The organism is Arthrobacter sp. 8AJ (assembly GCF_902506025.1).
GTDB lineage: Bacteria > Actinomycetota > Actinomycetes > Actinomycetales > Micrococcaceae > Arthrobacter.
On record NZ_LR733289.1, the window covers coordinates 3,083,252 to 3,102,889 of the forward strand.

A 19,638-nucleotide genomic window follows, 5' to 3' on the forward strand; every position below is an offset into this window, starting at 1 on the left:
CCCGACAAGCCGGCACACCTTCCGACTCAATGAAGAGGAACTTTCCATGGCCACTTTTGCCGTCACGTACTCCTACGCGAACGGGACCGCCGCTGCCCGCGACACGCACCGTCCCAGCCACGTGGAGTTCCTCCAGTCGCAGTTCGACGGCGGCCGGCTCCTCAAGAGCGGCCCGTTCGGCCCGGAGGAGGTACCTGGCGCGCTGTTGGTCATTGAAGGTGAGTCCAAGGCCGATGTTGAGGCCCTGATGGACCAGGACCCGTTCTTCCGGAACAACCTGGTCGAAGAACGCAGCATCCGGCAGTGGAACATCTTCTTCGGCGCGGACGGGAAGTAGGGAAGGATGCTGACCGCACGCACCATCGCCAAGGAAACCATCAGCTACGAGGAAGTGGCCGGGCCCTCCCTGGAGGCAGGCCACGCCTTGGTCCGGGTCCACCACGTCGCCCTGTGCGGGACGGACCTGCACATCTGGGAGGACGACTACCCCACCGAGTTGCCCATCGTGCAGGGCCATGAATTCTCCGGCGTCGTGGAGGCCATCGGGGACAACAGCGCCAACATCAGCGTCGGCGACCGGGTGGCCGTCAGCCCCGTGACGTACTGCGGGCAATGCCAGCCGTGCAGGCTGGGTCGGCCCAACGTCTGCCGCAGCATCGGCTGCATCGGCTGCTATTCCGACGGTGCCCTGGTGGAACTGCTCAGCGTCCCCGTGGAAAAGCTGTGCCCTGTTCCCGACGGGCTGCCGCTGGAGATCGCCGCGATGGGGGAACCGGCGTCGATCGCCATGCAGGCCGTGAACCGCGGCCGGGCAACGGCCGGGGAAACTGCGCTGGTGCTGGGCAGCGGACCCATCGGACTCCTTGCCACCCTGTACCTGACCGACCTGGGAGCGCAGGTCATTGCCGCCGACACGGAACCGGACCGTTTGGAGCTCGCCACTGCCTTCGGTGCCGCCGACACCCTCCTGGTGGATCCCTCGGGACCCTTTCCCGACGCCGGGCAAAGCGCGCGGCTGGATGCCCTGACGGAAGGCAACGGCCCCATCCTGGTCATCGAGGCCACAGGCGTTCCGTCCTCGCTCGAAAACGCCATCCGGCTCGTGGCCAGCGCCGGCCGCATTGTCCAGGTGGGCATCTCGCCGCGCGCTGTCACGCTTTCCATGAAAGATATCCCCTTCAAAGAGCTCGACATTCTGGGCAGCCGCAACAGCCTGAACCTGATTCCCGACGGGTTGGCACTGCTGGCCCGGCACCCCGGCCAGGCGCGGGCGCTCATGACGCACCGCTTTGGCTTCAGGGAGCTGCCGGAGGCCTATGCGCTGATGGGCAACCGGACCGAAAAGGTGGGCAAAATCGTCATCGACATGCCCGCTGCGCAGGCTGCCGGAGCGGCCGCCAATGCCCGGGAAGCGGTCACGGCATGAACTCCGTGACCACTCCCGTGGAGAATCTGGCCGGCTCCTACGACGTAGTGGTGGCGGGCAGCGGTGCCGCCGGGCTGGTGGCAGCGGTACGCGCCGCCGACGCCGGACTCTCCGTCCTGGTGGTCGAAAAGGCCCCGCAACTGGGCGGCACCACGGCAGCCGGCGGCGGCGTGATGTGGGCACCGAACAACCATCTTGCCCGGAAGGCGGGGTTCGCTGACAGCCATGCCGGCGCCGTCGCCTATCTCACCGAGGCGGGCCGGCACGTGCTGACGGATCAGGAAATCGAATGGTACGTCAGCACGGCCCCGCGCGCCGTCGAATATCTGGTCAACAACACCAAGGTGTCCATGACGCCGATCGCCCGGCCGGATTACCACATGGAGTGGGCCGGGGCCACTGATGGTGGCAGGGGCCTGGACAATGATGCGTTCGACCCCGCGGGCTATCCCGGCCTGGCGGAGCTGATCCGCCCGTCCTCGTACTTTCCGCTGCTGACCATGACCGAACGCGATGAACTGAACGGCCGGGCGGCCGACCCCGCGCTCCTGGCGCGCCGGGCCGCCGCCGGCGTGCGGACCATGGGCGGGGCCCTGGTGGGCAGGCTCCTCGCGAGCGCACTGGACCGCGGCGTGCGCATCGCCGCGTCGGCGCCGCTCCTGGACCTGCTCCCACTGGACAACGGGCCCGACGGCAGGCCCGGCAACGGCTGGAAGGTGACCATCGGCGCGGGCGGAGGCAGCAGGACGATGGAAGCGGCCGCCGTCGTGCTTGCCTCCGGCGGATTCGAATGGAACCCGCGCCTGCGGAAGGCATTCCTGCCTTTCCCCATCACCCCCATCAGCGCGCCCTCCAACGAGGGCGACGGGCTGGAACTGGGCCTCAAGGCCGGCGCCGCCGTGGCGGACATGACCGCAGTGTGGGGCGTGCCGGTCATCAGCACCCCGGCGCACCGGTACGACGGCGTCCAGTCCGGACGGATGGGCAACGTGGAAATGACGCTGCCCGGGTCCATCACGGTCAACGCCGCGGGGAAGCGCTTCGTCAACGAGGCCCTGAACTACCATGACGCCTCCCGGTTGTTCGCGTCCATCGACCCGCACTCCCTGGGCCAGCAGAACAACCCGGCCTGGCTCGTCTTCGACTCCACCTACATGGAGAAGTACCCGGTGGCCGGCTCCACGCCCGGGAAGCCCGCGGACTGGATGGTGCGGACGGACACGCTCCGGGAACTGGCGGGAAAGACCGGCATCGATCCGGCCGGGCTGGAACAGACTATCGCCAGGTTCAACACCGACGCAGCCGCCGGCGTCGATACCGAGTTCCACCGCGGCTCCACCCCGCAGGACCGCTTCCTGGGCGACGCCGGAGTGACCCCCAACCCCTGCCTGGCGCCGCTCACGGCGGGACCGTTCTTTGCGGTGCCGGTGTCGGCCGGGACTCTGGGCACCTCCGGTGGCTTGGACACCGACCTGAATGGCCAGGTCCTGGACCGCCGCCGCCAGCCGATCCCCCGGCTCTACGCCGCCGGCAACGTCTCCGCCAGCGTCTTCCGCAACAACTACCCCGGCGGCGGGGCCACCCTCGGCTCGGCGATCACCCGGGCTTTCGCCGTCGGCGAGCACCTGGCGCAAACCCTTGCACCGCTCACGGCGGCTGCCGCGCCCGGTCCCGCCATGAACGGGGAGATCCGATGACCCCCGTAAATGAAACGGCCAAGCCCTCGCCCGTTTGGCCCGGCCGCTTCCAGGGCCAGGTGGTCCTGGTGACCGGGGCGGCCGGAGGCCTGGGGTCCGCAGCAAGCGACCGCCTCCGCGCCGAGGGGGCGACGGTGGTCAACACCGATGCCCTTGGCACCGGCAACGGAGAAGCGCCCGGAACGTCCCTGCGCCTGGATGTCACGCAACGCCAGGACTGGGATGCGGTACTGGCCGGGGTGCTGAAGCAGCACGGCCGCATTGACGGGGCCCTCTTCGCCCACGGGGTGCAGGGACCTGAAACCGCGGTGCAGGACATGCCGTTTGCGGGCTGGTCGCGGACGTTCGCCATCAACCTGGACGGGTGCTTCCACGGCCTTGCCGCGCTGCTGCCCGTCATGCGGGGCGCCGGCTACGGCCGCATCGCCGTGCTGGCTTCCATCGCCGCGCGTGAGGGCAACGCCAACATGGCTGCGTATTCCGCGTCTAAGGCGGCCGTGGTGGCGCTGGTGAAGACGGCCGCCAAGGAAGCCGCGCCGGACGGAGTCACGGTGAATTCGGTGGCGCCGTCGATGTTCCGGACACGCCTCCTGGAGGACCTTTCGCCGGAGCGCAACGCCGAGCTACTCGCCAGGGTGCCGATGGGTAGGGTGGGCGAACCGGCGGAGTTCGCGTCGCTTGCCGCCTGGCTGCTGTCCCCGGAGGCGAGCTACACCACCGGGCAGGTGCTGGACCTCAGCGGCGGGCGGAACACGGCATAGCGGTCAGAGGCGAACAAAGGCGAACGACGGCGGCTCAATCCTTAAGGCTGCTGGCCATCACTTCGAATTCCTCCACCGAGACGATCCGGGTCCTGTCCGCCTGGCTGCTCTCCTCCCGGATCCTGCTGGCTGCCTGGCGGCTTGCCACCATCGCTTCCTCCGTGTCCCAAAGGGTGATGGACAGGGCGTTGTCCGTCTCCTTCCCGTTCAGATAGTAGACGCCTTTGCATCCCGGGAGCTCGAGCACGCTGTTCACGACGTCGTCGCTGGGGTTGTCCCTGCGGGTGTCGGGGCCGGTCTTGTAGGTGCTGATTCTGGCGAACATGGTCTTTCTCCCTCAGGGCGTCAATGGGGCGGCGGGTTCCACTCCTCCCCTTAGTCATGGCCTTGCGGACAGTCAGAAACTAGGGCCGAAAGTCAGGCCCTCTTTGAGGACTCCGCGATCCGCTTGATCGCGGCGAGCGTCTTCGGGATGCCGTCGAGGGCCTGCTGGGTGCGATCGGCGATCTGGGCGTCTGCATCATCGCCGTATTTATCCCGGAACATCGCGATGCCCTCGGGCAGGAATTCCCAGGACTCGCTCAGGATGGTTCCGTCGGCTGCCGGGGTCAGGATGAAGCCCCAACGGACAAAGCGGCCACCCACCACCCAGGCGAACTCGCGGCCGCGCTCGGCAGCCACCACCTGCGACCGGGTCTCCCAGGTCCGCCCCGGGATCTCGTTGCGGCCGGTGAACCAGGCGCCGGTCTGGCCGGCGCTGGCCTCGTCGTCCCACCAGCACGATGTACAGACCGGGCTCCACTCGCCGGTGCGGGTGACATCGGAGACCAGGTCGTAGAGCGTCTCGGCTGAGACCTGGACCGTGACGGATTCCTGGTGTTGGCGGGTGTTTGTCTTCATCGATCCATCCTCTACTGACGTCATTTCTTCTGCCGCCGGCTGCCGCCGTGCCAGTCCTCCTGCTGGCCGACGGTATCGGCATCGACGCCGAAGGCAGCAAGCTGTGGCTGCTCACGCAGGCTCCGCTTGAGCTCGGCAAAACCAGGGAAGCGTGCCAGCCCCACCACGTGGTCCCACAGTTCGGCGGCCGAGTCGTCGTCCGGGAGCCGGCTGATCACAGGGCCGAAGAAGGCCACCCCGGCTGGAGGTTCAAAGTGGATGATGGGCGTCCCTACGTCCTTGCCCGTCAGCGCCAGCGCCTCATCCGTCTCCTGACGGATCTCGCGGTCCCAAGACTCGTCGTCGAGAGCGTCCGCCAGTGCCAGGGGCAAGCCTGCGTCGGCGAGGATCGGCTCCACGAACGCACGTGTCCCGCGCTGCTCACGGATTTCGCCCTCGGTGCGCTGTTTGGCCGGGTCCGGTGCGGTGTCGAAGATGTGTATGCCGAACGCCTCATAGAGCTTGGCTATCGACTCGCGGCCATGCTCCGCGCGGGCCCGAGCCGCCACCCGCAGAAGCCGGAGCCCGGCGGTGTGGCCGGCCTCGTACTCCGGCGGGAAATGCGCGTCGTAGTCCACATTGGAGTTGATCAGCCGCAGCGAGATGAACCGCCAGTCCACGGTGTAGTCGCGCTGCGCCTGCACCTGCCGCACCCACTTGCTCGTCATCCAGGCGAAGGGGCAGACGGGGTCAAAGTAGAAGTTGATGTCGGCATTCATCCGACCACCCTTGCACCTGGTAATGACTTACGTCTATTCGACGGGACGGCAGCAGGGGCATGGACGACGGCGGGGCCTGGGCGGGAAGCTCAGCAAAAACTGAGCCAATCCTGGGCCACCGGACTGAGCCTGGCCGATAGCATTCCCTGGACATCAGCGATCGCGGACGCCCGCGAACAAAATTGGGGGAAGCAATGCCGGAACTCGGCCGCATCTATTGGACCCGGCAGGGGCTTCGGTTGGCATACTCGGCGGTGCTGATATGGCTTGCCGCCTCGGTGATGACGGCCCTCACGGCAAAGGCACCACCGGTTTCCGGAGCGGGGCCTTCCGTCGCCGCTGCAGTGTTGCTCGGCATGTTCGACCGCGTCGTCTCTGCAGCTGCGCTCCCCCTTGTAGTTGCAGTCGTGCTCGGCATCGCCGCAGCCATCATCACCAGGCGGGATGTGCGACGCCGCGACCCAGTCCGCCGCTTCACTCGCCAGCAACGCCGCGAAGGGATGGCCCGAGCTAACGGCCTGTGCGAGTTGGAAGCCGGCTTCGGCCGCCGCTGCGGCAGCACGGCTGAGCATGGCGACCACTTTTACCCGTGGTCCAAGGGCGGCTCCACCAGTCTGCAGAACTTCGTTGCCGCGTGCGCCAGGTGCAACCGCGCCAAGCGCGCCAACATCCCGTCTCCCGGCCAGCAGCGCCGGATGGAACGGCGACGGCGGGAGTACCTGCCGCAGTCGTCCTCCATCAGTGTTGGCGAACGTCAGCCGCTCCCCTAACTCAAATCAGTCAAGACGAGGCCGGGAGCAGTGGTGCCCGTCGTCCGGGTTTGCAGATACACGTGTTGACGAGCCAAGAATCTGCTTCTATCTGTCGTCTTTACACAGCACTCGCCCTGAGGAGAATGCTAATGACCGAACTTTACAGCGACTCATCTAATCAAAAACCAAAAGCGAAGCGGCAAAACCCAGTTCGCGATGAGGGTGAGAAATCACTAGCGAACCTTTTCCCCGCCATCGCGGCTCAGTGGTGCGAGGATAGGAATGCGTTTCCTCCGACACACGTCCGGCCCGGCAGCAACCGGGCCGTGTGGTGGATTTGCGAAAGAGGCCACATCTGGTTGACGACGCCGTATGTACGGGCGAAGGGTCACGGCTGCGCCACCTGCCAGGGAATGAAGCCCAGCGAGAAGAACAACTTGGCGTCGGCCCGTCCTGACCTCGTCGCAACATGGCACGACGAGCGAAATTCAGTCGAATTCCGCTTGTCCCCCACGGAGATAACAGCCCAATCCAATCGCAAGGTGTGGTGGATATGCCGAAGGGATAGCAGCCACGAATACAAAGCTTCTCCGGCCGCGCGCTTTCGAGGCAGTGGGTGTCCGTTCTGTGCTGGGAAGCAAGTCGACTCTTCCAACAGCGTCGCCGGGGTGAGGCCTCTTCTAGCGACGGAGTGGGACCCGGAAAACGAAAAGGGACCAGGCGAAGTCGCCTACGGGAGCGACTACAGAGCATCTTGGATTTGTCGAGCTGACTCATCACACAGGTGGGAGGCTGTAGTCAGTTCCCGTCCGGCAGACGGAGCAGGGTGCCCGTTCTGCAGTGGCAGGCGTCCCACCGACGAAAACCGTTTGAGTATCAACCGACCCCAGCTGGCCCAGCAATGGCATCCAACCAAGAACGGAGAGCTTACACCTGAAGACGTGTCCGTCGGAAGCAGTCGACGCGCTTGGTGGGTATGCCCGCAAAACTCCGAGCATGTCTGGTCAAGCTCTGTTGTTGCTCGTGCTCGGGATCAGGACGGCTGTAAATGGTGTGCACCAGCAATGCGGTCCAAAATCGACGTTGCGCTCGCATGTGAGTTCGACGCAGCTTTTCCCGGGGATGTAAATCCCCACCAGCAGAAGCGTCTCGACATAGGCCACAACCGGCCGCATACTGTCGACATATTCATTGAGTCCTACAAGGTCATTGTTGAGTTCGATGGTTCGTATTCCCATCGGGGTAAATCGCATGAGCAACGTGACGCTTCAAAAACAAGAAAGCTTTGGGATGCAGGGTTCCGAGTGATTCGCATTCGGGAAGCGCCCCTTCCCCTGTTGGACCAGAAGCATGATATCGCCGTATCGCTCCAGCGGGTTCCGGATGCACGGGCCATAACAAGTGCGGTCCTCCGTCATATGGTCGGGCTCGACTGGATCTGCCCAGAAATCACTGCTGCCTATCTCGAGACGTCGGCCGCAGACGTTGCCGAGAAGGCCAATCAACTCTACGAATCTCTTCCTGGATCCGAGAAGTTCGTGCCCTTGAGCGCTAAGGCCGCCAGGAAGCGCAAAGAAACTGGCGGCACTTCCTCGCCGGCACTGTTCTAATTCGAGAAACTCTACTCACAAAACAGCGACGCTCGCGTCTGGGCTCGCTTCATATCGAGACGCCTTCATGCCGCGTCGAGACAGTTTGGGCCAGCTCGTCCTGGACTGGGGTTGGCGCGCTCGTTGGCACGGGTAAGCCTCAATGAACTCCTGCCACTCCTGAGGTCTTGAACGAACCTTCCGGCTCTTGCGGAAAGAACCCGCGAAGGTATTTGCGTAGGGCTTTGTCATGCACATACACGTAGGTCCCCCGCATGCCCCTCGTCATGAGGACGGCATAAATATTGATGATGTACCTAAGCAAGTCACTGTCGGTGTACACCAGCCCAAGCTTAGGGTTGTTTTCTTTGCCTTTCTTGTCGTAGTAGCTCGCTCGATCAACAATGATCGATTGAGTGCCCATATCAAAGCGAAGATCAGGTCCGATGATGACACCCGCGTAGTTCAGATCGTATCCCTGAACTGTATGAATAGAGCCGACCTCATCTAGTGATGTCGCTGAATTTATCCAGTCAGTTTGGGCTTGATTCCAGCGAAGACGATAACCCTCAATGTCAATATCAAAAGCACTTGGATTAGATTTTGTTTTCCAAGGCCAAGCGAAGCCTGCCACAAGTCGGGAAAGCTGCACCTCTGATTCTCTGCTGCGTATGGCCTCATGCATGTCTTTGACATCATCAAAAAGTCTAAAATCGTAATCATCGATCTTCGTACGGGGTGGGGGGTCTGATGAAAAAATTCCACGAACGTACTTGATGTAGTCCGCGCCACCTTGGACACGCATCTGAGAACGCAGCCGATAAAACCTCTTCTCGGCTTGCGAGTCTTCTATGAGGGACCGAACCAAGTGCTCGGGCAGGTCCGCCGGCCTAACACTCTGTTCAGAATCCACTAGCAGGATCTGGTGCCTGCTGCACGCACGGATCCAGTCCAGCTGGGTGATCGAAAGGTCATCTTTGCCAAACAGGGATTCCGTGATCTCGCGATATTTCTTGTTCTGAGGACCGGACGGCTGGTTTGCACGCTGGCTGAGCCTATGCGCTTCGTCCACTATTAGCAGATCGTAAGGTTCCTCGGAGGGTGCGAGATCAAACGGGCTCAGAACCATGCTCGAATGAAGAGAAGGCGTCTTGTTGAAAACCTTTCGAATAGTTGAACGTAGCGACTGTTGCGGGATTACTAGGCCAATTTTGATATTGGCAATGAGATCGCGATTTCCTTCAACAAAGTAATCTGCAAAGATTGAATCACTATCAAAGTTTTCACCTTCTTCAGAAAGCTGAATGTCGCGCAGGAGCTTCATGAGATAGACTGCGATGATAGTTTTTCCAGTACCGGGATCTCCTTGAATGACACTGGTACTTAGTTCTCCACCCTCAAGATCCCCAAGAAGGCCATCTAGGATCTCACCTACTGCCCCCGCCTGATCGTGGTTAAGGGCCTTAAAAGGCGAAAACTTAAAGAGGTCACTATTTTCAATTTGAGGAATTGTGCGTTCAAACATTCCTTCCGCACGCAGTTCTTCAAATATTTGCTTAAAGGAACCAGTGTACTTCGCGCGGTCGTAGTAGTCCGAGTCACTTATGCCGCCATTTCCATTTAGTACCTGATAGCGACCCTCGCCGGCAAAAAGCCTAATTAGGAACGACTCGAGATCCAGGCACGCAGACTTATGAAATGTGTTGTCGATGACAAGATGCACCCTTTGTAAGCCGGCTTTTTCGGGTGACTTCAAATGTTGCCGCATTCTAGAGGCGACGCTTCTCGACTCTCCGACGTAGACGTCTCTTGAATCATTTAGGGTATATACGACGGGCCAGTTAGTGAAGTGGGCGCCGCTCTGGCTCAGTAGCTCAATCTCTCGAGGCGAGAAGTTCCGTCGCTCAATCCTAAAGCTCGTCATACTTCAAACTCCGCCCGCGAGCTTTTTCCACCGGGTACTTCGACCGGGACTCCTCGAGCTTCTCGGCAACGATCGCGTCCGGGTCAAGTCCTAGGCGGTCGGCCAAGAGGTAGGCATAGGTCAAGACGTCAGCAAGTTCAGACTGAACCCTCAGTTGTTCCGCTTCGTCGCTCCACTGGAAACATTCCAGGAGTTCGCCCGACTCGATCGATATAGATTTGGCCAAATTGACGACGCTATGAAATTGTCCCCACTCTCGTTCTAATACGAACTCACGAAGTGACTGGATTACGGCTCTATGCGACACCAAGTCACCGTAACATGCACTAGGAAGAACCAGCCCGAACAACTACGAGTGGCCGCCGAATAGTTTTCCCTAGTGACATCATGCCCCTCCTCAATGGGAAGCCGCATTGGGTGACAGTTCGGAAATTCTCGAAACGAGCGCCCACTGAGTCAATAGCCTTCTCCTTCTCCCGGAATATCGCATTTGAGAACTCATGGACCGCCTTCGATACAACCCTATTGCGCTACCGCCGCCGCAGTCGCAAACACATCCGCTGGCATCGGCCGGTGCAGCTTCCAAGTGATCGCGATCGGCTTCTCCCCCGAGTGCTGAACGTAGTCCACCTGACCCAGGCACGTATACGGAACCGTCAGCCCGGTCTCGTCATCGGCCGTGTCCCTCGTGAAGATCAGAATTTTCGAGCCGTATGAAGCCCGGTCAAGGTAGCGCCGTCCCGTCGGGCTCGCTCGTGACGTCGCGTTCTGGGATTCCCAGTGGAACAGTTCGGGGCTGATGGCGTAGTCCTTGTACATCGTGGTCGCCGAGTGTTTCTTGTCGTCCTTGTTCAGGGTGACAAAGAATGCATCGGTAGACGTCGCCGGACACCATGCGACGCCTTCCCGATGCTGGACGTTCTTTCCCTGTTCCAGCGAACCGTACTGCAGTGCCGCCAGTACCTCCTCACGCCGGTAGGTGGCATGCGAAAGCAGCGGAATATGCTGCAGCCCTGCCCCGAGACTCTTCGCCGCGTGTTTAGACGCCGCCACTCCGAGCTTTACGACCTGTCGAATCTCGCGGCACACAAACTGGTAGCCGCGCAAGTGGTCCAGGCCGTCGTCGTATGTTGTGAATCCGCCGCCGTCATCCCAGAGCGTGTAAAACAGCATGCGTGCAAAAGCCTGCTCGCGCATGCCAAGCTCCGCATAACGGGGCGCGTCGGCAGCAACCAGCGTCGAATATGCTGCAGCGCGTTCCGGGTCATCCACGTGAATCAGCGCGGCCATGCGGCCCAGCAGCTTCTTTTCCTCCGCGTCCGAAAGCTCCTCAATTTTCCCGCGTAGCACGGTCTCCAGTGGTGAGAACCCTTCGATCAGCCCTCCCTGCCGGAGGTAACCGGTCCACGAGTCCCTGGTGGAACGGTAAATCGTCTTCACGTCGTTCCCCGACCGCTCCAGATAGACCTCCAGCTCGGTCTCGGCGTACGAAGCAATATCGCGGACCAGCTGTGCCCGGTTGAACCGGAGCTGTGCTCTGATGTTGTCCAGCACCACCTTCTGTGCCACCCGGTCTAGCACGATCTGGGAACCGGACGGCAGATAAGGGAACTCGTCCTCGACAGCCTTCTCCAACTCCTTGCGCCCGTAGCCAGTCAGCGCCCGGTAGCGCAGATCAAAGCGGAACTCACGGCGCTGCTGGCCGATGAAGTCCAGGACCGTCAGCACCGCTTTGCCCTCGGCGCGGCGCAGCCCGCGTCCCAGCTGCTGGAGGAAGACCGTGGCACTCTGCGTGGGCCGGAGCAGCAGGATGGTGTCCACCTGGGGCAGGTCCAGGCCTTCGTTGAAGAGGTCGACGGCGAAGATGCAGTTGATCTCCCGCTGCCCCAGGCGCCGGAGGGCTTCCTCCCGGTCAGCATTGTCGGTGGTGCCGTCGACGGCGACGGAGGCGATGCCGGCCCGGTTGAATACCTCGGCCATGTAACGGGCGTGCTGGACGGAGACGCAGAAGCCGATGGCCCGCATCTGGTCGGTGCTGGTGACCTTGTCCCTTAGTTCGCGGATCACCTTGGCGGCGCGGGCGTCGTTTCCGGTGTAAAGGGCACTTAGCTGGTTGGCGTCGTAGTTGCCGCGCTTCCACTCCAGGCGGCTGAGGTCGACGTCGTCGGAGACGCCGAAGTAGTGGAATGGCACCAGCAGGTCGGCGTCGAGGGCGTCCCACAGCCTCAGCTCGCTTGCGGTGCGGCCTTCGAAGAACTGCTTGGCGACGTCGACGCCGTCGCCGCGTTCAGGTGTCGCGGTGAGCCCGAGGAGCTGCTGCGGTTTCAGGTAGTCCAGCAGGCGGCGGTAGGTGGGTGCCATGGCGTGATGGAATTCATCGATGACGACGACGTCGAAAAAGTCAGGTTCCAGTTGCTCGATGCCGAGGGAGGACAGCGACTGGACAGACGCGAAAATGTGCTTCCACTCCTGCGGCTTGTGCTCCCCCACGTAGAGTTCACCGAAGGCGCCGTCCTGCATGACGTCGCGGTAAGTGCGCATCGCCTGTTTGAGAATCTCCTGACGATGGGCGACGAAGAGTAGTTTGAGGTCGCGGCCGGCAGTTTCGCTTAGCCGTTTGTAGTCCAGAGCGGCTATAACCGTTTTGCCGGTGCCCGTGGCAGCGACCAGGAGGTTGTGATTGAAGCCCTTGAGCCGCTCGGCTTCCAGGTCCTCCAGCATCTCCTCCTGGTGAAGGAACGGCTGAACCTCAAGACCAGTAGTTGCATCCGGCGCCGCTGTGCGACGGCCGCCGCTCCGTTCCAACGCGGCGTCCAGCTTTTCGCCGTCGCGCTCCGGGTCATAGCTCTGGAAAGCCCGCTGCTCCCAGTAGCTGTCGAAGGTGACCTCAAACTTCTGCAGGAGGGCGGGTGTTGCGACGGAACTAAGCCGGACGTTCCATTCAAGCCCGTCGAGGAGGGCAGCCTGGCTCAGGTTAGAGCTGCCGACGTAGGCGGTGTCGAAACCCGTGTTGCGGCGGAACAGCCAGGCTTTGGCGTGCAGCCTTGTGGCTTGGGTTTCGTAGCTGATCTTGACTTCGGCCCCGTACCGGTCAACGAGCTCGTCAATGGCGCGGCGTTCGGTGGCGCCCATGTAAGTTGTGGTGATAACCCGGAGCTTGGCGCCGCGCTCCTTGAGTTGCTCAAGGGCAGGCTCCAGGAGCCTGAGGCCGGTCCAGCGGACGAATGCGCATAGAAGATCAACCGTGTCAGCGGACTCCATCTCGGCCCGAAGCTCGGCGGCGAGGTTGGGATCGTCTTTGCTGTTAGTCAGCAAAGCGGAATCGCTCAGTTTGGTCTTAGGACGGCGCAGGTTGCGACGTTTGAGCTTATCCGGGCGATGGAGAGACTGGAGCTGAGTTGGACCCGGTGCGATGCGGTTTCGGGTGTCCAGTTCCTGGAGAAGCCTGTTTGCGAGGGAGACTCGATCGGTGGGTTTGGCTGACGCGAGGGCTCGCCGGACCGCGTCGGCCACGTGACGGGCGAGTATGTCCGGGGAGTCTTCGTCGTTTATGTCTGCGAAGACTGACTGGAGTCCTTGCTCTTGCCTCAGATAGTCACCGAGCACATCCGTGTTGAGCACTTCGTACAGGCCCTCTGGCAGCTGCTCCGCTGCCAATCCCCCAAAAAAAATAGTCACTGCGCCAGGCTAGTGGTTATCTCCTGGAGTTGCAGCTAACCTGCGTAAAGAGACGGGCGGTTGATTCTTCGTGATAAGCCTGCGTCTGAAATATGGTCACTGCACCGCCAATACATCAGCCACCACGGGCTTGAGGTTCCATATACGTGCAGTGGGTTTATTCGGTGGGAACCGGACGTCGAATTAGGCGGGTGAGTGGGTCCGAGATTTCGATTCCTGTGCCAGCGGGGAAGGCCATGCACTCACCAAAGGAAAATCGTTGAGACCCAAACTCCAAAGACTTTACGCCTCGATCCATTCGTTCACGCACGCTTCGCAGGATTTGATCGCGGACAGCCCATTTATCGAAGATTCGGCCGCGGGCGCTGATTCCCCCCTGCTGAGCACTAAATTTCGCAACTACAAAGAGATCCACCGGCTGAGGCAACCATGTGGGTGCACCGACGAATTCAGCAAGGTCGAACCGTTGACCGGGCACAAAATACCCCCAATGAAGTGAGTCATGTCCATCATCGGCTTCTTCAAGCCAGTCAAGCCGGAGCTTCACCTGACATCCGAAAGCTTGCTCCTGGCTATCCAGCAGTCGAGAGATAGTATCGGGTACTAGTGTCTGAAATTGCCGCCAATAGCCTTGACTAAGTCCTTCCCGGAGCACGAACAAATCCACATCCGTAATACTTCCGTTGCCCTTTCCCTTACCCTGGCGAGGTGCACGCCAGAGACTGAGGGAGCGAAGTTCCTCGGTTTCGCCTCCAGCGGTCTTTCGAAGGGCCGCGTCAACATAGGACTCGTGATTAGGTGCCCAGTCCTTATTGTCTGCGTTTGCGAATAGCAGAGAGACCAACGTTTCGGCCAGGCCGCCCGGCCATGCGGCATTTGTAGCGAATCGAAAGTACCCGGACGGGCCATGTTGCTCACCCATCATATGAATGCCAATTTGAAGATGGAGAAGAAGAGCCTCTTCCGGTGTCATGGTTCCGGCAATAAAACTTTGGGCTGCTGCTACTGCACGCTCTGTGGGATAAAGGGCCATACACAGAGAATACTGTGGGAATTGCTGTCGCGGTTAAGACGTATAGGCCCAGGCCCAGGAATGACTACGGATGGCAAGAGCACGCCCGACCTCAGCCGGACGCGCCCTTCGGCTGGCCCATATGGTTCAGTCGACGAGTACCGGGGACTTGGCTCCATCAACAGTTTCGGAAACGGCCGCAGTTTCCCGTTTCCGGTGGTTCAGCCAGCACCCCACCGCCAGAGCCGCCACGAGCCCGAAAGTGCTCAGCAGCTGCGGACGTGAGTCCTCGCCGATGAACCCCACCGTGAAGATCGCCGCAAGGATGACCAGACCCAGGCCCGAGAGCCACGGGAAACCAGGCATCCGCAGGGGCAGTTCCGTGCCCAGGCGGTCGGCGCGGAGACGCAGCGCAAGCTGGGCCAGGAGCGCCGATGTCCACACCAGCAGGCAGGTGGAGCCCACGATGTTCAGCAGGACGCCAAGGACCATCTCGGGGAACATCAACTCCAGCACCACGGTGACAACGCCGAAGGCCACGCTGGCCAGGACTGCAACCACCGGAACCCGGGCCTTGGACACGGAAGCGAGCACGCGAGGTGCTTCACCGCGTTCCGCGAGGGAGAAGGCCATCCGGGAGGCGCCGTAAAGGTTGGCGTTGAGGGCGGAGAGCAGCGCCGCGACAGCCACCAGAGTGATGGCAGTGGCAGCGCCAGGCATGCCGGCAGCGTCCAGCACGGCGGCGAACGGGCTCTTCAGCCCCGCCGAACCCACGCGAACCACTGCCGCGATCACGAAGATGGCACCGATGTAGAACACCAGGATGCGCCACAGCACCGTCCGGACGGCCTTCTTCACACTGCGGGCCGGCTCAGCGGTCTCGGCTGCCGCCACGGATACGATCTCGGTGCCGCCGAACGCGAACGCCACCACGAACAAAGCTGTCGCAATCCCGCCAAAGCCGCCCGGCGCGAAGCCCTCCCCCATGAAGTTGGATAGGCCCGGCGACTGCACGCCCGGCAGCCAACCGAACAGCAGAGCGGCACCCACCAGCAGGAACCCGACGATCGCCGCCACCTTGAGCAGGGCAAACCAGAACTCGAACTCGCCGAAGTTCTTCACGCTGGTCAGGTTCACGGCGGTGAGCACCACGATGAACACCAGGGCCATCAGCCACACCGGCAGGGCGGGGGAGATGGTGGCCAGCAGGCCCGCCGCACCGAGCGCCTCGGCGGCGATGACCACCACCAGCTGGATCCACCAGAGCCAGCCCACCGTGGCGCCGGCCACCGGCCCGTAGGCCTTCGCCGTGTAGACGGAGAACGCACCGCTGTCCGGGTTGGCGGCAGCCATCTCGCCGAGGGCCCACATCACCAGGATGATGAGCGTGCCGGCCACGAGGTAGGAGATCAGCACCGCCGGGCCGGCGGCTTGGATGCCCGCGCCGGAGCCGATGAACAGGCCCGCGCCGATGGCGCTACCCAGCCCCATCATGGTGAGCTGCCGGGGCTTCAGTGCTGCGCCGAGGGCGCGGTCAGACGTCGTTGTCTGTTGTTCCATGGGGAGTCCTCTGGTTGTAGGTGGAACGGGTTTGGGGAAAGGTCAGAAGGGTGTCAGCCCGCGTGGGCAGCGAGGAGCCGGAGCACGCGGTTGTTGGAGGCGGGGTCGGCAACGGTGATCCGCACGCCATCGCCCGGGTACCCGCGGACCATGATGCCGGCGGCGTTGAACGCGTCCACCAGCGTCGCCAGGTGCCCGGCGTCGGCGCGGAGCCACAGGAAGTTGCCCTGGCTCGGCTGAAGCGTCCAGCCCTGGGCTTCCAACGCGGCGGCCATCCGGGCACGCTCCTGCTTCACCTGAGAGACCCGCGCTGCCATCTCCTCCCCCGCGTCCAGTGACGCGATCGCGGCCTTCTGCGCCAGCGCGCTCACGGCGAACGGCAGGGCGGTGCGGCGCAAACCTTCGGCGATTGCCGCCGTCGTAATCGCGTACCCGACGCGCAGGCCAGCGAGCCCGTAGGCCTTGGAGAAGGTGCGCAGGATGCAGACGTTCGGGTACCGGCGGTAGAGCGTCAGGGAATCGGGGCCGCTGCCGGCGTCGGCGTACTCCACGTAGGCCTCGTCGATCACCACCAGGACGTCGGAGCGGACGGTTTGCAGGAACGCCTCGAGCCGGTCGTGGCTGATCGGCACGCCGGTGGGGTTGTTGGGGGTGCAGAGCAGAATCACTTTGGTGCACTCGGTGACGGCGGCGGCCATGGCGTCCAGGTCGTGCCCTTCGGCCTCGTCCAGCGGGACGCGGACCGGCCGGGCGCCCGCCAGCTCCACCAGGATGGGGTAGGCCTCGAAGGAGCGCCACGCGAACACCACCTCATCCCCGGAGTCGCACAGTCCGGTGATGATCTGCTGCAGGACGCCCACGCTGCCGGGCCCCACCGCCACCTCCTCTGCGGTGACGCCCAGGTGCCGGGCGATCCGTTTGCGGAGTTCGACGGCGGCCATGTCCGGGTAGCGGTTCATCCGGCCGGCCGCTTCGGCCACCGCAGCGGTGGCGGCGGGCAGGGGCTCGTAGTGGCTTTCGTTGCTGGCTAGGGCGGCGATGTCCGCGCCGGCGCTGCGTCGGCCGGGGACGTAGGCCGGCAGGCCGGTCACCGCTGTCCGCAGGGTGGGCAACGTGCGTGGGGCCAGGAGTTGTTCAGGGCTCATGAGGACCGATCATGGAAGTGACCCGGACCACAATGCAAGATACGCTTCTGTACTTGGGACTTCTGCTCAACTTCTAGTACCTCTGGTGAAAATATGACCATCACAACATCCCGTACCCTCGATTCGCTCGACGGCAGAATCATCCTTGCCCTGGACAAGGACCCCGAAGCCAGCGCCCTGGCACTCTCCCGGACACTCGGCGTCGCCCGCAACACCGTCCACGCGCGGTTGGCGCGGCTGGAGCGCAGCGGCGCGCTCCGATCCTTCAGCCGCAGGCTGGACCCGGCCGCGCTCGGCTACGAGCTGATGGCCTTCCTCTCCCTGTCCATCAGCCAGACCCGGACGGGCTCGGTGGAGGACGGGCTCGCCGCGATCCCGGAGGTCATCGAGGTGCACGCCACCACCGGCGACGCGGACCTCATGGCCAAGGTGGTGGCCCGCGGCACCGCCGACCTCTACCGCATCACCAACGAGATCCTGGAAATCGACGGGATCGAGCGGACCAGCACGGCCATCTCCATCCTGGAACTCATGCCGCCCCGCTACGACGGACTCATCAGCCGGCTGAGCGGACAGGAGTCCGCCTCTACCAGCTGACTAGAGGTGATGCACGCCACAAGTGGGCGTTTTGGCAGTTCTTCTACTCCGCCGCTGCCAAAAGTCCCAGCTGCGTTTCAGTGTGTTGCCGATGTACATGTCGGGCCGCAGGATTCCTGCATGACTTCACTTACCGTCTCGGGCCGCGTGGCACAGGTTCTCAGCAGCTATGTCAGCGACGTCTTCGGCGTCATGGGCAACGGAAACGTCTACTTCCTGGACGCCGCCGAGCAGCAGGGCCTGCGCTTCACCCCGGTCCGGCACGAGGGCGCCGCCATCGCCGCGGCCGACGCCTACTACCGCACCTCGGGACGGCTCGCGGCGGCCACCACCACCTACGGCCCCGGCTACACCAACGCCCTCACCGCCTTGGCCGAGGCCGTCCAGGCGCAGATCCCCGTCGTGCTGGTCACCGGTGACGCCCCCACCAGCGGCGCCCGGCCGTGGGACGTTGACCAGGCCGCCATCGCCGCCGGCCTCGGCGCGGCCACCTTCACCGTCACCCGCGACGCCGCCGGCGCCGTCACCCGGCAGGCGGTGGACTACGCACTCACCCGGCGCACCGCCGTCGTGCTTGCCATCCCCTACGACCTCCCCGCCCTCGAAGCGGAGGACGAGGACCTTCCTGAGCCATCGGCTTTGGAGGTGACGGACGACGGCGCCACCGACCTTGCGTGGGTGGCCCGCCTCCTCGCCGGGGCACGGCGGCCGCTGATCCTGGCCGGCCGGGGCGCGCACCTCGCCGGCGCCGGGCCCGAACTCCGCGAACTCGCCGACCGGCTCGGCGCACTGACCGCCGGAACCGCCCTCGCGCTCAAACTCCTCAACGGCGAGGGGTACCTGGGCGTGGCCGGCGGTTTCGGCACCGACACCGCGGCCGGCCTCATGGGCGAGGCGGACGTGGTCCTGGTGGCCGGGGCCAGCCTGAGCCCGTTCACCATGCGGTTCGGGCACCTGCTCGGCCCAAACAGCACCGCCATCCAGATCGACACCGCCCTGCAGCCCACCAACCCGCGGGTGGACCTGTTCGTCAGCGCGGACGCAAAGTCCGCTGCGGGACGGCTCCTGTTGTTGCTTGAAGGTGAGACTGCAGCCGAGGCGTGGCGCGCGGAAGCCCGCAAGCGCTTGGCGGAAGGCCCCGGGCATGAACCCGGATCAGACGAAACCGTGGACGGCAGGCTGGACCCGCGCGCCCTGGCCACGGCGCTGGATGCCGTACTGCCGGCGCGCCGCACAGTGGTCCAGGACGGCGGCCACTTCATCGGCTGGGCGCCGATGTACTGGAACATCCCGCGGCCGCAGGACCTGGTGATGGTGGGGACTGCCTTCCAGTCGATCGGGCTGGGACTGGCGAGCGCCGTCGGGGCCGCCCGCGCCGTGGAGGACGGACGGACCCTGGTGCTGGCCTCTGGCGACGGCGGGTTCCTGATGGGTCTGTCCGATCTTGAATCGCTAATCGGTGCGGCCCGCAGCGCCATCGTGGTGATCTACAACGACGCCGCCTACGGGGCCGAGATCCACCAATACGGTTCGCAGGGCCTGACCGAGAAGCCGATGCTGATTCCCGAGGTGGACTTCAGCGGTGTTGCCCGGGCTTTGGGTGCAGAGTCTGCTGTGATCCGGTCCTTGGCGGACCTTTCCGCGCTGCAGGGCTGGATCGACGCCGGCGCCAAGGGAACCTTCGTAGCGGACTGCCGGATCACGTCAAGCGTCCGTGCACCGTGGCTGACCGAGTGGATGCGGGCCTCGCAGGCCGCAAAGTCCGCTGTTGCCGGCTAACCCATGGCGCAGGAAACTTTCCGGTACTGGAGTCGGCACCACCACTCTGAAGCGCGCTGC

Annotated in this window: 17 protein-coding genes and 1 pseudogene; 9 read left to right on the top strand and 9 right to left on the bottom strand. The window is 63.4% G+C overall.

The features are described from left to right. Positions 1-46: 46 nt before the first annotated feature. Genes BACI349Y_RS14255 through BACI349Y_RS14270 form a run of 4 tightly spaced genes read left to right on the top strand, consistent with a single transcriptional unit; the run spans position 47 to position 3,884 of the window. Complete coding sequence (locus tag BACI349Y_RS14255) at positions 47-337, top strand: YciI family protein (RefSeq protein ID WP_159632667.1); 291 nt, start codon at positions 47-49, stop codon at positions 335-337. Positions 338-343: 6 nt separating this feature from the next. Beyond that, positions 344-1,426 (top strand): alcohol dehydrogenase catalytic domain-containing protein, encoded by a 1,083-nt coding sequence (locus tag BACI349Y_RS14260; protein WP_159632668.1) that lies wholly within the window; start codon positions 344-346, stop codon positions 1,424-1,426. Beyond that, positions 1,423-3,123, top strand: coding sequence for an FAD-dependent oxidoreductase (locus BACI349Y_RS14265; RefSeq protein WP_159632669.1), 1,701 nt, complete (start codon positions 1,423-1,425; stop codon positions 3,121-3,123). Before BACI349Y_RS14260 ends, BACI349Y_RS14265 begins: the two co-directional genes overlap by 4 nt. Further along, a complete protein-coding gene (locus BACI349Y_RS14270) occupies positions 3,120-3,884 on the top strand; it encodes an SDR family NAD(P)-dependent oxidoreductase (RefSeq protein ID WP_159632670.1) in 765 nt (254 codons plus the stop codon). Before BACI349Y_RS14265 ends, BACI349Y_RS14270 begins: the two co-directional genes overlap by 4 nt. Before the next feature lie 34 nt (positions 3,885-3,918). On the opposite strand, the gene BACI349Y_RS14275 is transcribed toward BACI349Y_RS14270, so the two are convergent. The 3 genes from BACI349Y_RS14275 to BACI349Y_RS14285 all read right to left on the bottom strand — a co-directional run bounded on the left by BACI349Y_RS14275 (position 3,919) and on the right by BACI349Y_RS14285 (position 5,542). Then, a complete protein-coding gene (locus BACI349Y_RS14275) occupies positions 3,919-4,209 on the bottom strand; it encodes a hypothetical protein (RefSeq protein WP_159632671.1) in 291 nt (96 codons plus the stop codon). Between the two features lie 92 nt (positions 4,210-4,301). Next, positions 4,302-4,784 (bottom strand): SRPBCC family protein, encoded by a 483-nt coding sequence (locus tag BACI349Y_RS14280; RefSeq protein WP_236560841.1) that lies wholly within the window; start codon positions 4,782-4,784, stop codon positions 4,302-4,304. A 20-nt stretch (positions 4,785-4,804) separates the two neighbouring features. Next, positions 4,805-5,542 (bottom strand): mycothiol-dependent nitroreductase Rv2466c family protein, encoded by a 738-nt coding sequence (locus tag BACI349Y_RS14285; RefSeq protein WP_159632673.1) that lies wholly within the window; start codon positions 5,540-5,542, stop codon positions 4,805-4,807. A gap of 194 nt (positions 5,543-5,736) precedes the next feature. On the opposite strand from BACI349Y_RS14285, the gene BACI349Y_RS14290 reads away from it, so the two are divergent. The 3 genes and pseudogenes from BACI349Y_RS14290 to BACI349Y_RS20320 all read left to right on the top strand — a co-directional run bounded on the left by BACI349Y_RS14290 (position 5,737) and on the right by BACI349Y_RS20320 (position 7,904). Then, entirely contained in the window at positions 5,737-6,312 is a 576-nt protein-coding gene (locus tag BACI349Y_RS14290; protein WP_159632674.1) for an HNH endonuclease, read from the top strand. A 131-nt stretch (positions 6,313-6,443) separates the two neighbouring features. Beyond that, positions 6,444-7,343 (top strand): annotated as a pseudogene (locus BACI349Y_RS20550) (zinc-ribbon domain-containing protein); the annotation flags it as partial. A gap of 15 nt (positions 7,344-7,358) precedes the next feature. Next, positions 7,359-7,904 carry a DUF559 domain-containing protein gene (locus tag BACI349Y_RS20320; RefSeq protein ID WP_236560842.1) on the top strand — a complete coding sequence of 182 codons (546 nt, stop codon included), beginning with the start codon at positions 7,359-7,361 and terminating at the stop codon, positions 7,902-7,904. 139 nt (positions 7,905-8,043) lie between these two features. Here BACI349Y_RS20320 and BACI349Y_RS14300 read toward each other — a convergent pair whose 3' ends face one another. From BACI349Y_RS14300 to hisC, 6 genes are all read right to left on the bottom strand, one after another. After that, complete coding sequence (locus BACI349Y_RS14300; RefSeq protein ID WP_328699860.1) at positions 8,044-9,639, bottom strand: DNA/RNA helicase domain-containing protein; 1,596 nt, start codon at positions 9,637-9,639, stop codon at positions 8,044-8,046. Positions 9,640-9,793: 154 nt separating this feature from the next. Further along, entirely contained in the window at positions 9,794-10,114 is a 321-nt protein-coding gene (locus BACI349Y_RS14305) for a nucleotide pyrophosphohydrolase (RefSeq protein ID WP_159632677.1), read from the bottom strand. Between the two features lie 215 nt (positions 10,115-10,329). After that, entirely contained in the window at positions 10,330-13,449 is a 3,120-nt protein-coding gene (locus tag BACI349Y_RS14310; RefSeq protein ID WP_268891568.1) for a DUF3427 domain-containing protein, read from the bottom strand. Positions 13,450-13,642: 193 nt separating this feature from the next. Continuing rightward, positions 13,643-14,518 (bottom strand): hypothetical protein, encoded by an 876-nt coding sequence (locus BACI349Y_RS14315; RefSeq protein ID WP_159632679.1) that lies wholly within the window; start codon positions 14,516-14,518, stop codon positions 13,643-13,645. 126 nt (positions 14,519-14,644) lie between these two features. Next, positions 14,645-16,057, bottom strand: coding sequence for an amino acid permease (locus BACI349Y_RS14320; protein ID WP_159632680.1), 1,413 nt, complete (start codon positions 16,055-16,057; stop codon positions 14,645-14,647). 53 nt (positions 16,058-16,110) lie between these two features. Continuing rightward, positions 16,111-17,202: a histidinol-phosphate transaminase gene (gene hisC / locus BACI349Y_RS14325; RefSeq protein ID WP_159632681.1), complete on the bottom strand. Its 1,092-nt coding sequence runs from the start codon at positions 17,200-17,202 to the stop codon at positions 16,111-16,113. A 93-nt stretch (positions 17,203-17,295) separates the two neighbouring features. On the opposite strand from hisC, the gene BACI349Y_RS14330 reads away from it, so the two are divergent. Continuing rightward, the gene (locus BACI349Y_RS14330; protein ID WP_159632682.1) at positions 17,296-17,799 is read left to right on the top strand and encodes an Lrp/AsnC family transcriptional regulator; all 504 of its coding nucleotides are present in this window, start codon (positions 17,296-17,298) and stop codon (positions 17,797-17,799) included. A 120-nt stretch (positions 17,800-17,919) separates the two neighbouring features. Further along, on the top strand, positions 17,920-19,578 hold the full coding sequence (locus BACI349Y_RS14335; protein ID WP_159632683.1) for a thiamine pyrophosphate-binding protein: 1,659 nt from the start codon (positions 17,920-17,922) through the stop codon (positions 19,576-19,578). Positions 19,579-19,638: the final 60 nt, after the last annotated feature.

Bases quoted from the DNA above. Each gene is read 5' to 3' on its own strand.
- BACI349Y_RS14255 (WP_159632667.1), top strand. From the start codon at position 47: ATGGCCACTTTTGCCGTCACGTACTCCTACGCGAACGGGACCGCCGCT.
- BACI349Y_RS14260 (WP_159632668.1), top strand. From the start codon at position 344: ATGCTGACCGCACGCACCATCGCCAAGGAAACCATCAGCTACGAGGAA.
- BACI349Y_RS14265 (WP_159632669.1), top strand. From the start codon at position 1,423: ATGAACTCCGTGACCACTCCCGTGGAGAATCTGGCCGGCTCCTACGAC.
- BACI349Y_RS14270 (WP_159632670.1), top strand. From the start codon at position 3,120: ATGACCCCCGTAAATGAAACGGCCAAGCCCTCGCCCGTTTGGCCCGGC.
- BACI349Y_RS14275 (WP_159632671.1), bottom strand. From the start codon at position 4,209: ATGTTCGCCAGAATCAGCACCTACAAGACCGGCCCCGACACCCGCAGG.
- BACI349Y_RS14280 (WP_236560841.1), bottom strand. From the start codon at position 4,784: ATGAAGACAAACACCCGCCAACACCAGGAATCCGTCACGGTCCAGGTC.
- BACI349Y_RS14285 (WP_159632673.1), bottom strand. From the start codon at position 5,542: ATGAATGCCGACATCAACTTCTACTTTGACCCCGTCTGCCCCTTCGCC.
- BACI349Y_RS14290 (WP_159632674.1), top strand. From the start codon at position 5,737: ATGCCGGAACTCGGCCGCATCTATTGGACCCGGCAGGGGCTTCGGTTG.
- BACI349Y_RS20320 (WP_236560842.1), top strand. From the start codon at position 7,359: ATGCGGTCCAAAATCGACGTTGCGCTCGCATGTGAGTTCGACGCAGCT.
- BACI349Y_RS14315 (WP_159632679.1), bottom strand. From the start codon at position 14,518: ATGGCCCTTTATCCCACAGAGCGTGCAGTAGCAGCAGCCCAAAGTTTT.
- BACI349Y_RS14320 (WP_159632680.1), bottom strand. From the start codon at position 16,057: ATGGAACAACAGACAACGACGTCTGACCGCGCCCTCGGCGCAGCACTG.
- hisC (WP_159632681.1), bottom strand. From the start codon at position 17,202: ATGAGCCCTGAACAACTCCTGGCCCCACGCACGTTGCCCACCCTGCGG.
- BACI349Y_RS14330 (WP_159632682.1), top strand. From the start codon at position 17,296: ATGACCATCACAACATCCCGTACCCTCGATTCGCTCGACGGCAGAATC.
- BACI349Y_RS14335 (WP_159632683.1), top strand. From the start codon at position 17,920: ATGACTTCACTTACCGTCTCGGGCCGCGTGGCACAGGTTCTCAGCAGC.